The organism is Phenylobacterium sp. J367 (assembly GCF_024699985.1).
In the GTDB taxonomy this organism is placed as follows: Bacteria; Pseudomonadota; Alphaproteobacteria; order Caulobacterales; family Caulobacteraceae; genus Phenylobacterium.
Window position 1 is genome coordinate 1,343,563 of the sequence record NZ_JAJONA010000001.1, and the last position, 12,983, is coordinate 1,356,545.

The 12,983-nt window shown below is 69.9% G+C and carries 16 protein-coding genes and 1 pseudogene; 10 read left to right on the forward strand and 7 right to left on the reverse strand.

Annotation, left to right across the window (positions count from 1 at the left end):
• Window positions 1-9: 9 nt before the first annotated feature.
• Window positions 10-384, reverse strand: coding sequence for a VanZ family protein (locus LRS04_RS07260; protein ID WP_257815779.1), 375 nt, complete (start codon window positions 382-384; stop codon window positions 10-12).
• A 68-nt stretch (window positions 385-452) separates the two neighbouring features.
• Between LRS04_RS07260 and LRS04_RS07265 the strand changes: the two genes are divergently transcribed.
• From LRS04_RS07265 to LRS04_RS07275, 3 genes are read left to right on the forward strand one after another with little or no spacing between them, the layout of a single operon-like run.
• Window positions 453-1,115, forward strand: a complete 663-nt coding sequence (locus tag LRS04_RS07265; protein ID WP_257815780.1) for an HAD-IA family hydrolase — start codon at window positions 453-455, stop codon at window positions 1,113-1,115.
• Window positions 1,112-1,420 (forward strand): 4a-hydroxytetrahydrobiopterin dehydratase, encoded by a 309-nt coding sequence (locus LRS04_RS07270; protein ID WP_257815781.1) that lies wholly within the window; start codon window positions 1,112-1,114, stop codon window positions 1,418-1,420. Before LRS04_RS07265 ends, LRS04_RS07270 begins: the two co-directional genes overlap by 4 nt.
• Window positions 1,421-1,423: 3 nt before the next feature.
• Window positions 1,424-2,200: an SDR family oxidoreductase gene (locus LRS04_RS07275; RefSeq protein WP_257815782.1), complete on the forward strand. Its 777-nt coding sequence runs from the start codon at window positions 1,424-1,426 to the stop codon at window positions 2,198-2,200.
• A 19-nt stretch (window positions 2,201-2,219) separates the two neighbouring features.
• Here the strand turns inward: LRS04_RS07275 and LRS04_RS07280 are convergent, their stop codons facing one another.
• A complete protein-coding gene (locus LRS04_RS07280) occupies window positions 2,220-2,624 on the reverse strand; it encodes a Tat pathway signal protein (RefSeq protein ID WP_257815783.1) in 405 nt (134 codons plus the stop codon).
• Between the two features lie 93 nt (window positions 2,625-2,717).
• On the opposite strand from LRS04_RS07280, the gene pseB reads away from it, so the two are divergent.
• Window positions 2,718-3,767 (forward strand): UDP-N-acetylglucosamine 4,6-dehydratase (inverting), encoded by a 1,050-nt coding sequence (gene pseB, locus LRS04_RS07285; RefSeq protein WP_257815784.1) that lies wholly within the window; start codon window positions 2,718-2,720, stop codon window positions 3,765-3,767.
• Window positions 3,767-4,915 (forward strand): UDP-4-amino-4,6-dideoxy-N-acetyl-beta-L-altrosamine transaminase, encoded by a 1,149-nt coding sequence (gene pseC, locus LRS04_RS07290; RefSeq protein WP_257815785.1) that lies wholly within the window; start codon window positions 3,767-3,769, stop codon window positions 4,913-4,915. Before pseB ends, pseC begins: the two co-directional genes overlap by 1 nt.
• Here the strand turns inward: pseC and LRS04_RS07295 are convergent.
• Together LRS04_RS07295 and LRS04_RS07300 are read right to left on the reverse strand one after the other, a co-directional pair.
• Window positions 4,912-5,370, reverse strand: a complete 459-nt coding sequence (locus LRS04_RS07295; protein WP_257815786.1) for a hypothetical protein — start codon at window positions 5,368-5,370, stop codon at window positions 4,912-4,914. The genes pseC and LRS04_RS07295 overlap by 4 nt on opposite strands.
• Complete coding sequence (locus LRS04_RS07300) at window positions 5,300-6,484, reverse strand: hypothetical protein (protein ID WP_257815787.1); 1,185 nt, start codon at window positions 6,482-6,484, stop codon at window positions 5,300-5,302. The genes LRS04_RS07295 and LRS04_RS07300 overlap by 71 nt, the downstream gene beginning before the upstream one ends.
• Window positions 6,485-6,776: 292 nt before the next feature.
• On the opposite strand from LRS04_RS07300, the gene LRS04_RS07305 reads away from it, so the two are divergent.
• The 5 genes and pseudogenes from LRS04_RS07305 (at window position 6,777) to LRS04_RS07325 (ending at window position 10,229) form a co-directional block, all read left to right on the forward strand.
• Entirely contained in the window at window positions 6,777-7,496 is a 720-nt protein-coding gene (locus LRS04_RS07305) for a response regulator transcription factor (protein WP_257815788.1), read from the forward strand.
• Window positions 7,465-9,066, forward strand: a pseudogene (locus LRS04_RS27710) (ATP-binding protein). The gene LRS04_RS07305 and the pseudogene LRS04_RS27710 overlap by 32 nt, the downstream one beginning before the upstream one ends.
• Window positions 9,063-9,500 carry an HPr kinase/phosphorylase gene (locus LRS04_RS07315; RefSeq protein WP_257815789.1) on the forward strand — a complete coding sequence of 146 codons (438 nt, stop codon included), beginning with the start codon at window positions 9,063-9,065 and terminating at the stop codon, window positions 9,498-9,500. The pseudogene LRS04_RS27710 and the gene LRS04_RS07315 overlap by 4 nt, the downstream one beginning before the upstream one ends.
• 52 nt (window positions 9,501-9,552) lie before the next feature.
• The gene (locus LRS04_RS07320) at window positions 9,553-9,957 is read left to right on the forward strand and encodes a PTS sugar transporter subunit IIA (protein WP_257815790.1); all 405 of its coding nucleotides are present in this window, start codon (window positions 9,553-9,555) and stop codon (window positions 9,955-9,957) included.
• A complete protein-coding gene (locus tag LRS04_RS07325) occupies window positions 9,954-10,229 on the forward strand; it encodes an HPr family phosphocarrier protein (RefSeq protein WP_257815791.1) in 276 nt (91 codons plus the stop codon). Before LRS04_RS07320 ends, LRS04_RS07325 begins: the two co-directional genes overlap by 4 nt.
• A gap of 9 nt (window positions 10,230-10,238) precedes the next feature.
• Here the strand turns inward: LRS04_RS07325 and LRS04_RS07330 are convergent, their stop codons facing one another.
• From LRS04_RS07330 to bioB, 3 genes are read right to left on the reverse strand one after another with little or no spacing between them, the layout of a single operon-like run.
• Window positions 10,239-11,000 (reverse strand): ABC transporter permease, encoded by a 762-nt coding sequence (locus LRS04_RS07330; RefSeq protein WP_257815792.1) that lies wholly within the window; start codon window positions 10,998-11,000, stop codon window positions 10,239-10,241.
• Window positions 10,997-11,926 carry an ABC transporter ATP-binding protein gene (locus LRS04_RS07335; protein WP_257815793.1) on the reverse strand — a complete coding sequence of 310 codons (930 nt, stop codon included), beginning with the start codon at window positions 11,924-11,926 and terminating at the stop codon, window positions 10,997-10,999. Before LRS04_RS07335 ends, LRS04_RS07330 begins: the two co-directional genes overlap by 4 nt.
• Before the next feature lie 47 nt (window positions 11,927-11,973).
• On the reverse strand, window positions 11,974-12,969 hold the full coding sequence (gene bioB, locus LRS04_RS07340) for a biotin synthase BioB (RefSeq protein ID WP_257815794.1): 996 nt from the start codon (window positions 12,967-12,969) through the stop codon (window positions 11,974-11,976).
• Window positions 12,970-12,983: the final 14 nt, after the last annotated feature.

A 12,983-nucleotide genomic window follows, 5' to 3' on the forward strand; every position in this document is an offset into this window, starting at 1 on the left:
GCGCGGAGCTTAGGCGGCGGCCTGCGCCGGGTCGAGCCGGCGGCGGAACGGCAGGAAGAGGGCGAGCGCCAGCAGGACGCCGGCGGCGTCGGCCACGAAGTCCCGCCAGTCGCCGTGCCGTCCGAACCCCAGGGTCGCCTGCAGGACCTCGATGGCCAGGCCAAGCAGCAGGGCGAAGCCGGCGATCGCCCGCCAGCGGCGGGGCGACAGCGCCAACCCCAGGGCGGTCAGGACGAACCAGGCGATGAGGTGCTCCGACTTGTCGCCCAGGTTCTCGGGCTGCGGCAGGCTCTCGGTGGGCGCCAGGCACAGCCAGAGCAGGACGGCGACGGCCGCGGCATAGGCGCCGAGGCGGAGCGGCCTGGGAAGTCGGGCGGGAAGCATCGCCCCTTACTTGCACGGTCCCGTGTCACTCTCTAGCGTCCGCCGCCGGTCAGGAAGGCGGGACGTGCATGGCTGTCGAGGCGGTGATCTGGGATTTCGGCGGGGTGTTCACCTCCTCGCCGTTCGAGGCCTTCAACCGCTACGAGGCGGAGAAGGGGTTGCCGAAGGATCTGATCCGGCGGGTCAATGCCACCAATGGCGACCACAACGCCTGGGCGCTCTTCGAACGCAATGAGATCGGCGCCGCCCGCTTCGACGAGCTGTTCCTGGAGGAATCCACGGCGCTGGGCCATCCGGTGCGCGGCGCCGACGTCCTGCCGCTGCTGTCGGGGTCGCTGCGGCCCCGGATGGTCGCGGCGCTGAAGGCGTGCAAGGCGGCCGGCTTCAAGGTGGGCTGCATCACCAACAATGTGGTCTCCGAGCACAGCCCGGGCCAGGACGAAGGCCAGCGGATGGCCGGCGCCATGGCCCAGGTGATGCCGCTGTTCGACGCGATCATCGAAAGTTCGAAGGCCGGCGTCCGCAAGCCCGACCCGCGCATCTACCTGATGATGTGCGACCTGCTGGCCGTGCAGCCCGAGGCCTGCGTCTACCTCGACGACCTCGGCATCAACTGCAAGCCGGCGGCGGGGCTCGGCATGACGGCGATCAAGGTGGTCGACGTGGACCAGACGCTCTCCGAGCTCTCGGCCGCCGTCGGCCTCGACTTCGGCACAGGAGAGGCCGCATGACCCGGCCAGCGACCGTGGGCGCCGCGGAGGCGCTGAAAAGCCTGCCCGAGTGGGGCGCCGACACCAGCGGCCGGGACGCCATCCAGCGGACGTTCCGCTTCCGGGATTTCAACCAGGCCTTCGGCTTCATGACCCGGGTGGCCCTGATGGCCGACAAGCTCGACCACCATCCGGAGTGGTTCAATGTCTACAACCGCGTGGACGTGACTCTGGCCACCCACGACGCCGACGGGGTGACCGAGCTGGACGTGACGCTCGCGCGTTTCATGGACGCCGTGGCCGCCGGCCAGGCAGGGGAGAAATAGGACATGGCGGGACGGGTCGCGGGCAAGAAGGCCTTCATCAGCGGCGGGGCCCAGGGGCTGGGCGCGGCCATGGCCAGACGCCTGGCCGAGGAAGGCGCCAAGGTGACGGTGGCCGACATCAATGCTGCGGGGGCCGAGGCGATCGCCGCCGAGATCAACGCCGCCCACGGGGCCGGGACGGCGTTCGCCTTCCCGCTCGACGTCACCAAGGAGGAGCAGTGGATCTTCGCCCTGGAAGAGGCCGACGCGGCCATGGGCGGACTCAGCGTCCTGGTGAACAACGCCGGCATCAGCCGGGGCGGCAACATCGAGGAGCTGAGCTTCGAGGACTGGAAGCTGGTGATGAGCGTCAACACCGACAGCGTCTTCCTCGGGACCAAGCACGCCCTGAAGTACCTGCGCCAGAACCAGCCGGGCTCGATCGTCAACATCAGCTCGATCGCCGGCCTGATCGCCGCCCATAACACGCCGGTCTACAACGCCTCGAAGGCCGCGGTGTGGCTGCTTTCCAAGGGCATCGCCCTGCACTGCGCCAAGCAGGGCCTGGACGTGCGGTCGAACTCCATCCACCCGACCTTCATCGACACCCCGATCCTCGACCCTCTGCGCCAGCGGTTCGGCAAGGAAGAGGCGGAATCCAAGCTCGCCCGCCAGGTGCCGCTCGGCCGGATCGGCCAGCCGAAGGACATCGCCGACGCAGTGCTCTACCTGGCGTCCGACGAGAGCCGGTTCATGACCGGCGCCGAGCTGAAGCTCGACGGCGGCATCAGCGCGATGTGAGGAAGAGGTCTCCGCGACCTCAGTTGACCAGCATGGCGCCGAGCAGGAATTTGGCGCCGGTCTTCCCGAGCACCAGGTCGGTCTGGCGCTGCAGCGTCTGAGCCAGGAAGTCGGCGTTCGGCGCCGTGGCCGGGGCGAGGCCGGTGGCGTAGGCCTGGACGACCTGGACATAGGCCGCCCGCAGGCGGGGGATCGATTGTTCGGCGAGCGTGCGCAGCTTCTCGTCCTGCACGTCGAGGCCGCATTCCACCGTGAACACCCCGCGCCGGCCGCCGCCCTTGTTCGTCGTGGCCGTCAGCGTCTGGATCACGATGTAGGTGGCGCCGCCCGAGCGCTTCTTCTCGCCGCCCTCCTTCTTGCCGGCGGCGGCGGCCATCGCCGGCCAGGCGGCGGCGATCAGGGCGAGAAGGGCGCGGCGTCGCATATCTCCTTCCTGCCCGACTATGGTTAGCGCTCTCTTTACGGACCGGGCCGGAATCTCCCCGCAACAGAGATTCGCACGCACGCTGGAGCGCCCTTGGGCCGATTTGCGCCGACCAAGCTCGACCTCGACGGCAAGGTCATACTGATCACCGGCGGCACCGGCTCCTTCGGCCGGCGGTTCGTCGAGGCCGTGCTGAGCGGAGCTGCGCCGCGCAAGCTGATCGTCTACTCGCGCGACGAGCTGAAGCAGAGCGAGATGCAGATCGACCTCGCCGAACGGTTCGCCCCCGACCAGCTCGCCTGCATGCGCTTCTTCCTGGGCGATGTCCGGGACCGCGAGCGCCTGACGCTGGCGCTGCGTGGCGTCGACGTGGTGATCCACGCCGCGGCGCTGAAGCAGGTGCCGGCGGCGGAATACAATCCGTCGGAGTGCATCCACACCAATGTGCTGGGCGCTGAAAATGTCGTCTGGGCCTGCCTGACCAACCGGGTGAAGCAGGTGGTGGCGCTCTCCACCGACAAGGCGTGCAACCCGGTGAACCTCTACGGGGCCACCAAGCTCGCGTCCGACAAGACCTTCGTGGCGGCCAACAACCTCTCCGGCGACATCGGCACGCGGTTCTCGGTGGTCCGTTATGGCAATGTCGTGGGCTCGCGCGGCTCGGTCGCGCCGCTGTTCCAGCGGCTGATCGCCAAGGGCGCCACGGAGCTGCCGATCACCGACCCGCGGATGACCCGGTTCCTGATCACGCTCGATGAAGGCGTGGACTTCGTCCTGTCGTCGCTCGACATCATGCGCGGTGGCGAGATCTTCGTGCCGAAGATCCCGTCGATGAAGGTGGTGGACATGGCGGAAGCCATGGCGCCCGGGCTGGCGACCCGGGTGATCGGCATCCGGCCGGGCGAGAAGCTGCACGAGATGATGATCTCCGCCGACGATGCGCGCGGCACGGTCAATCTTGGAGACCGCTACGCCATAGAGCCGGCGTTCGCGGACTACACCCGCGATCCCCTGGAGGGCGGCCGGCTTGCCGAGGGCTTCAGCTACGCCTCCGACACCAACGAGCAGTGGCTCAGCCCCGCCGCCTTCCTGGCGATGATCGGGCCGGGGGCGGCCGCGCCGCGCCGGCGGGTCGGCGACTGATGCTCCCCTACGGCCGGCAGACCATCGAGGACGACGACATCGCCGCGGTGGTTGCGGCGCTGAAGGCCGACTTCCTGACCACCGGCCCCACGGTCGCGGCCTTCGAGGACGCCTTCGCGGCCAAGGTCGGCGCGGCCCATGCGGTGGCCTGCGCCAACGGCACGGCGGCGCTCCACCTGGCGATGCTGGCGCTCGGGATCGGTCCGGGCGACCGTGTCGTGGTCCCGGCGATCACCTTCCTGGCGACGGCCAACTGCGCCCGCTACGTCGGCGCCGAGGTGATGTTCGCCGACGTCGACCCGACGACCGGACTGATCACGCCGGACACCCTGCGCGACGCGCTCGCCCGCGCGGACGGCCCGGTGAAGGCGGTCCTGCCGGTGCACCTGCGCGGCGACGCCTGCGAGCTGCCGGCCTTGGAAGCCCTCGCCCGCGACGCCGGCGCCGTCCTCGTGGAGGACGCGCCCCATGCCCTCGGAACGACGGCCACCTTCGGCAATGTGACGGAGATGATCGGCGATGTGCGCCGCAGCGCCATGGCCACCTTCTCATTTCACCCGGTGAAGACCATCGCCACCGGCGAGGGGGGAATGATCACCACGAACGACGAAGGCGTCGCCCAGCGCCTGCGCACCCTGCGCAGCCACGGCATGGTCCGGCCGGAGGGCTGCGAGCCCTGGTGGTACGAGATGCCGGAGCCCGGCTTCAACTATCGGCTGCCCGACATCCTCTGCGCGCTCGGTCTCTCGCAGCTCGCCAAGCTCGACCGCTTCGCGGCGCGCCGCCGGGCGCTGGCGGCCGCCTATGGCGAGGCCCTGGCGCCGCTCGCCCCGCACGTGGTCCAGGCGGCGTCGCCCGCCTGGAGCGATCCGGTCCTGCACCTGATGAGCGTGCTGATCGACTTCGAGGCCGCCGGCCGGACGCGGCTGGAGGTGGTCGAGGCGCTGAAGGCCCGGGGCGTGGGCAGCCAGGTCCACTACATCCCGGTGAGCCGCCAGCCCTACTATGTGGAACGCTACGGCCCGCAGGACCTGCCGGGGGCCGAGGCCTGGTATGCGCGCTGCCTCTCGCTGCCGCTCTATCCCGGCATGGCGGACGACGACGTGGGCGTCGTCGTGACGGCGCTGGCGGAGGCGCTTGGCCTCTAGGCGGCGACCGCCGCCTTCTCGACCAGGTCGCGGACGGCGGCCATCTGCTCGGGCGACTTGGCGAGCTCGTTGCGCACCGCTTCCTCCCGGACCAGGCGCATGGCCTCGCCACGGGCGCGGTCGGCGGCCGGGCCGAGAGGCGCGGTTTCGCCGCTGGCGAGCTTGAGGAGGAAGGTCAGCTTCTGGACGGCCGGCGCGGTGGCGCGGATGAGCGCGGCGATCAGCCGGGCCTCGGCCTCGACCCGGCCGCCGACCTGGCCGATCCGCTCCTGCAGCGGCGCCACGTCCTCGGGGGCGAGGCCGCACCGGGCGACGCCGCGCTGCAGCGCGGCGAGCGCCGCCAGCCGCACGGGCGGGGTCTCGACGGACGTCAGCGCTTCCTTCTCAAAGGGCGGGTTGCCGACCACGGTCTTCAGCCAGCGCGCGGCGCTGCGCTTGTTCTGCGGCCCGATCACATTCTCGGCCAGCCAGACCAGCGCCTCGGCCTCCTGGCGGGCGGTCTTGCCCTGGCCGAGGTAGCTTTCCACGAAGTCCGGCGTCACCAGCATCTTCGAGCGGTGGGAGAAGGCGGCCTGCACGTCCTCGATCGGCAGGAGCTTGCCGGCCGCGGCGGTCAGCGACATGGCGAGCGCGCGCAGGATGTCGATCTCGAGCGCGGCCTCGCCCGGCGCCAGCCGGCGCTGGCCGTTCAGCTCGGTGATGATGCGCTTGCCAAGGGCGGTGCGGACCTCGACGAAATCCTCGCCGCCCAGCCAGCGCCCGGAGTCGCTTGGCCTCGGTGCTGAGCTCGGGCATCACCTTGGCGACCGACTTCTCGACCTTGACCAGCATGTCGACGGAATCGGCGGCCGCCAGGCGGGTCAGGGCGGCCAGCGACGCGCCCAGGTTCTCGGTCTTGCCGACGATGGCCTCGAGTCCGGCGCGGCTCTCCAGGATCTCGGCGATCGGGGCCTGAAGCACGGTGATCGCCAGCCTGCGCGCCGGGCCCGCGGCCGGCGGGGCCGCGGCGGCGAAGTCCATCAGGCGCGAGAGCTTCTCGTTCCAGTCCTTGCAGCTCACCAGGCTCATGGCGACGCCGCAGCCGAGGTAGTAGGCCCCGTCGGGGTCGCCCGCGAGCCGTTCGGCGGCCCCGGCGAAGGTTTCCTTCGAGAGGTCCGGCAGCGCGCCGCGCCGCCAGTCCTTCATCAGACGCTCCACCGCCCGGTCGATCAGGCCGTGGAAGGTGCGCATCATCTCGTGGGTGTTGGCGCCGCGGGCCTGGGCCTCCGGGACGGCGACCTTCTGGACGGCGTGCTGCAGCTCGTTGCCGGCCGCCTCCAACTGCTCGACGAGGTCGGGGCGGTGCAGCAGCTCGAACGGCGTCGCGGACTTCCGCGCCAGCCAGGCCTCCAGCAGCCGGCCGATCCGGTCACGGGCATGAAGGCTGTAGAGGTCCTGGGGCGTAACGCAGAGCGGCTCCAGGTTCTCGGCGGGCGCGCGCCGCTTGGTCATCGGCTCGGGCATGCCCAGATTGAGGATCTGGACCGACTGGAACTCGCCGCTCGCGGCGTCCTGCGTTTCCTTGGTCACCTTCACCGCATGGACGCCGCCGTCCTGGAAGGTGGCCTCGGCGGTCGTGACGGCGGTGGCGCGATCTTCCGTCGCCAGCTCCAGCGTCCAGCTCGCCCCCGGGCTTGCGCCGCACGAAAACCTCGAAGTGTACGCGTGCGCCGCTCATCTCATGCTCAATCGCCGGTAAGGCCGTGAACCTGACACGACAACCTTAAGAGGCCCTTTCCGGAACGCCTTGCCCGCCGCCCCATTGAGGCCACGGTGCGCGACGACTAGCTTCACCAATCTTCGACGGAGACATCGACGACAAATGGCCAAGATCACCCTGGTGGACGACGACGAAAACATCGTGACGTCGGTCAGCCTGGCGCTGGAAAGCCACGGCCACGCCGTGAAGGCCTACTTCGACGGCGCGGCCGGCCTCGCGGCGCTGGAGAATGATCCGCCTGACCTCGCCATCCTCGACGTGAAGATGCCCCGCATGGATGGGATGGAGGTGCTGCGCCGCCTGCGCCGCACCTCGGACCTGCCGGTGATCATCCTGACGTCCAAGGACGAGGAGATCGACGAGATCCTCGGTTTCAACCTCGGCGCCGACGACTACATGCACAAGCCGTTCAGCCAGCGCCTGCTGATCGAGCGGGTGAAGGCGGTCCTGCGCCGGGCCGGTGTCGAAGGCGAGGAGCCGGCGGCGCCCGGGGCCGCGCCGGCCGGGGCGGAAGGCTCGCGGGCGATCAAGCGCGGCAAGCTGACGCTCGACCCGGCGCGCCACGACTGCCTCTGGGACGGCAAGCCGGTGAAGCTGACCGTCACCGAGTTCCTGCTGCTGCAGTCGCTGGCGCAGCGGCCCGGCTTCGTGAAGAGCCGCGACAACCTGATGGATGCGGCGTACGACGATCAGGTCTATGTCGACGACCGCACGATCGACAGTCACATCAAGCGCATGCGCAAGAAGTTCCGCGACGTGGACCCCGAGTTCGACGCGATCGAAACCCTGTATGGCGTCGGCTACCGATACCGGGAGAGCTGAGCGGCCGGCGCGTCGTTCGCGTCTGTCGTGGCTGCCGGGCACCCGGCTCGGCCGGCTGATCATCGCGCTCAATGTGCTCGGCCTGGCGATCCTCGTCGCCGGGGCCCTCGTCATGAACGAGCTCCGGCGCGGCCTGGTCGAGGCGCGGATCGACAGCCTGACCACCCAGGGCGAGCTCATGGCCTCGATCATCGAGCAGGCCGCCACGGTGGGCGAGCCGGCCCCCGCCATGGACGCGGCTTACGCCAACGACATCGTCCTGCAGCTCCTGGCCAACCCCAAGGGGCAGCGCGCCCGGCTGTTCGACGCCGAGGGCAAGGTGGTGGCAGACAGCGACTGGGTGCTCGACCGCGTCGATAGCCGCCCCCTGCCGCCGGCCAGGCCGCGCCAGGAGAGCGAGGGCGGCATGCGGCTGGAGATGCCCAAGGGCTCGGCGCCGACGCCGGAGGCGGCCGGCCGGGCGCTCGAGGCCGAGCTCCAGCGGGCGCTCCGCGGGGGAACACGTGGCCGGCCTCCGGCGCACCGGCGGCGGCGACCGCGTCGTCTCGGTCTCGATCCCTATCCAGCATGTGCAGGCGGTGCTCGGCGTCCTGACGCTGGAAGCCCGCGACGTGGACGAGATCATCGCCCGCGAGCGGGCCTCGCTGATCCCCTTCATCCTGATCGCGGTGGCGGTGACCCTGCTGTCGTCTCTGCTGCTCAACCGGCTGATCGCCCAGCCGGTGCGCCGGTTGTCGCGCGCCGCGGACCGGGTGCGGCAGGCGCGGGCCCGGGCGATCTCGCTGCCCGACCTCGCCGGGCGCGACGACGAGCTCGGCGACCTGACCCGCAGCCTGGAGGACATGACGCACGCGCTTTCGGAGCGGATGGACGCCATCGAGAGCTTCGCCGCGGACGTCGCGCACGAGATCCGCAATCCGCTGACCTCCATGCGCTCGGCGGTGGAGACCCTCGACCTGGTCAAGGACGAAGCCGCCCGGGAGCGGCTGTTCAAGGTGCTGAAGAACGACGTCCAGCGGCTGGACCGGCTGGTCACCGACATCTCCAACGCCTCGCGGCTGGACGCCGAGCTGTCACGGGACAATCCCAAGCCGATCGACCTGGAGCGGCTGATCTTCGACATCGTGAACCTCTACGACGCGACCCTGAAGCCGGGGGACGTCCGGGTCCGCTTCCAGCCCCCGGCGGGATGGAGCCGGTGGTGGTGCTGGGCCGCGAGGGCCCGCTCGGCCAGATCTTCCGCAACCTGGTGGACAACGCCCGCTCGTTCTCGCCGCCCGGCGACGAGGTGACCGTCAATCTGCACCGGGTGCGCGACCAGGCGATCGTCACCGTCGCCGACAACGGCCCGGGCATCCCGCCGGAAAACCTCGAGACGGTGTTCGAGCGCTTCTACACCTCCCGGCCAAAGGGGGCGGCGTTCGGCGGCAACTCGGGGCTCGGCCTTTCGATCGCCCGCCAGATCGCCGAGGCGCACGGCGGCACGCTGCACGCGGAGAACCGGCTGGGCGCCGACGACCAGGTCGTGGGCGCGCTCTTCATCCTCACCCTGCCGGTGGCCGGCGGATGATCGTCCATGCCGGGCTGATCGCCATCCGCGGGCCAAGCGGCGCCTGGCGCGGGATCCTGGTGGAGGGGCCGTCCGGATCGGGCAAGAGCGACCTGATGCTCCGCGCGCTCGGCGAGGGCTTCCGGCTGGTGGCCGACGACCGCACGACGCTCTGGTTGTCGGACGGCCGCCTGTTCGGCCGGGCGCCGGAGACGATTTCCGGCCTCATGGAGGTGCGCGGGGTCGGCGTGCCGCGGTTCGAGACCCTGCCGCTCGCCGAGGTGGCGCTGGTCGTCCGGGCCGGCGAGCCGGAGCGCATTCCCGACCCCGTCGCCGCCGACATCCTCGGGTTGAAGGTCCCTCTGATCGTTCTCGCGCTGAGCGAATCCTCGGCGCCTGCGAAACTCGGTCACGCGCTCGCCGCCTTTGACGCCGGCCCCAAGAGGGTTATTTAGGCCCGCTCGCGCACGCCGCGGCCGGGTGGGGATACCCCTTGAGAGACATTTCATGATCGGGCTCGTGATCGTGACGCACGGGCGGCTGGCGGAGGAGTTCATCTTCGCCATGGAGCACGTGGTCGGCCCGCAGAGCGCCGTCGAGGCCATCTGCATCGGGCCCGAAGACGACATGGAGCGCCGGCGCCAGGACATCCTGGCGGCCTGTGGCCGCGTCGATTCCGGCGGCGGGGTCATCCTGCTCACCGACATGTTCGGCGGCACGCCGTCCAACCTGGCCATCTCGGTGATGGAGCAGACCAAGGCCGAGGTCATCGCCGGCCTCAACCTGCCGATGCTGATCAAGCTCGCGTCCGTGCGCACCCGCCAGAGCCTGGAGGACGCGGTCGCCTGCGCCCAGGAGGCCGGGCGCAAGTACATCTCCGTGGCGTCCTACGTGCTGGCCGGCGAGAAGTGAGCGAAGCCGCCCGCACGGTCGAGATCTGCAACAAGCGGGGGCTGCACGCCCGCGCCTCGGCCAAGTTCGTCAAGACCGCGTCGGCCTTCGACGCCGAGGTCACGGTCTCCAAGGACGGCCAGACCGTCGACGCCCGCTCGATCATGGGTCTGATGATGCTGGCCGCCGGTCCCGGCAGCGAGATCGAGATCAGGGCCGAAGGCGACGAGGCCGCCCAGGCGCTGGCGGCGCTCTGCGCCCTCGTCGAGTGCCGCTTCGAGGAAGACGAGTAGGACGCCGGCCTACGTCTTCAGGCGCCAGCCGGTGCGGAAGATCCAGGTGACCGCGGCCAGGCAGGCGATCAGGAAGCCGGCCGTCGCGGCCAGGCTGACGCCCACGCCGACGTCCGAGACGCCGTAGAAGGCCCAGCGGAAGCCGGAGACCAGGTAGACCACCGGGTTGAAGAGGGCGATCGTCCGCCAGACGTCCGGCAGCATGTCGATCGAATAGAAGCTGCCGCCGAGGAACGTCAGCGGCGTCACCACCATCATCGGGATGATCGACAGCTTCTCCCAGCCGTCGGCCCAGATGCCGGTGAGGAAGCCGAACAGCGAGAAGGTGACGCTGGTCAGCACCAGGAAGGCCAGCATCACGAAGGGATGCGCGATCTCGTAGGGCACGAAGATGCGCGCCGTGGCCATGATGATCAGCCCCAGCACCACCGACTTGGTGGCCGCCGCCCCGACGTAGCCCAGGACGATCTCGACGACCGAGATCGGCGCGGAGAGCACCTCGTAGATGGTGCCGGCGAACTTCGGCATGTAGATCCCGAACGAGCCGTTGGAGATGCTCTCGGTGAGGATCGAGAGCATGATCAGGCCGGGGATGATGAAGGCCCCGTAGCTGACGCCGTCGATCTCCGGCATCCGGCGGCCGATCGCCGCCCCGAAGACGATGAAGTAGAGCGAGGTGGTGATCACCGGCGCGGCCACGCTCTGGACGATGGTGCGCAGCCAGCGGCTCATCTCGAACCGGTAGATGGCCTGGACGGCGTGCAGGTTCATGCGCGGGCCCCCCGGACCAGGCTGACGAAGATCTCCTCCAGCGAGCTCTGGCTGGTCTGGAGGTCCTTGAAGTCGACCCCCTGCTTGGAAAGCTCGCGCAGCAGCTCGGCGATGCCGGTGTGATCGGCCTGGGTGTCGAAGGTGTAGATCAGGTCCGAGCCCTCGTTGGCGAGCTCGAGTTGGTAGGCGCCCAGGCCGGCCGGCACGGCCGCCAGCGGCTCCTGCAGGTGCAGGGTGAGCTGCTTCTTGCCGAGCTTGCGCATGAGCGCGGTCTTCTCCTCGACCAGGATCAGCTCGCCCCGGGAGATCACGCCGATCCGGTCGGCCATCTCCTCGGCTTCCTCGATGTAGTGGGTGGTCAGGATGATGGTCACGCCCCGCTCGCGCAGGCCCCGGACCATCTCCCACATGTCGCGCCTGAGCTCCACGTCGACGCCGGCGGTCGGCTCGTCGAGGAACAGGATCTCCGGCTCGTGGCTGAGCGCCTTGGCGATCATCACCCGGCGCTTCATGCCGCCGGACAGAGCCATGATCTTGGCGTCCTTCTTGTCCCAGAGGCTGAGGTCGCGGAGCACCTTCTCCAGGTAGGCGTCGTCGGGCGCGCGGCCGAACAGGCCGCGGGAGAACTTCATCGTCGCCCAGACGGTCTCGAAGGCGTCGGTGGAGATCTCCTGCGGGACCAGGCCGATCTTGGCGCGGGCGGCGCGGTAGTCGCGGACCACGTCGTGGCCGGCGGCCAGGACCCTTCCGCCCGTCGGATTGACGATGCCGCAGGTGATGCCGATGAGCGTGGTCTTGCCGGCGCCGTTGGGCCCCAGCAGGGCGAAGATCTCACCCTTGCGGATGTCCAGGCTGACGCCCTTCAGCGCCTGGAAACCCCCGGCATAGGTCTTCGACAGCCCGTCGATGCTGATGATCGGATCCACGCGTCCCCCTCTTCGCGCCCAGAGATAGGGCCCGAAGGACGGTTGAGCTAGGCCGGCGCCGACACCTTCATGCCCATTGGCCGCATCTTCAGGTCGGCGAGCAGGGCCTCGTCGGCGGTCTTCTCGGGATTGTTGGTGGTCAGGAGGCGGCCGCCGACGAAGATCGAATTGGCGCCGGCGAGGAAGCAGAGCGCCTGCAGCTCCCGGCTCATGTGCTCGCGGCCGGCGGCGATGCGCACCACCGACTTCGGGCAGACCAGGCGGGCGACGGCGATCATCCGCACGAACTCCAGCGGGTCGACGGGCTCCGAGCCGCCGAGCGGGGTGCCCGGGATCGGCATCAGGTCGTTGATCGGCAGGCTTTCCGGGTGGGCCGGCAGGACGGCGAGCTGGTGCAGCAGGCCGGCCCGGTCGCGGCGGGTCTCGCCCATGCCAACGATCCCGCCGCAGCAGGTGGAAAGCCCCGCGTCGCGGACGTGGGCCAGGGTGTCGAGCCGCTCCTGGTAGGTGCGGGTGGTGACGACCTGGTCGTAGTAGTCCGGACCGGTGTCGAGGTTGTGGTTGTAGAAGTCGAGGCCCGCGGCCTTCAGTGCCTTCGCCTGGTCGGCGGTCAGCATGCCGAGCGTCGCGCAGGTCTCGAGCCCGAGGGCCTTCACGCCCGAGATCATCTCGGCGACCTTCGGCAGGTCGCGGTCCTTCAGGTCGCGCCAGGCCGCGCCCATGCAGAAGCGCTGAGCGCCGCCGGCCTTCGCCTCGCGGGCGGCGGCGATCACTGCCTCGGCTTCCATCAGCTTGGACGCCTTCAGGCCGGTCTTGAAGTGCTGGCTTTGCGCGCAGTAGCCGCAGTTCTCGGCGCAGCCGCCGGTCTTCACGCTGAGCAACTGGCTGATCTGCAGCTCGGTCGGATCGAACCAGGCGCGGTGGACCTCCGCGGCCCGGAAGACCAGCTCCGTGAACGGCAGCTCAAACAGCGCCTCCACCTCCTCGAGCGTCCAGTCGTGCCGCGGCAGGGCGGGATCAGAGGGGCGGAAGGGAGCATTCATGGCGTTTCCTTCGG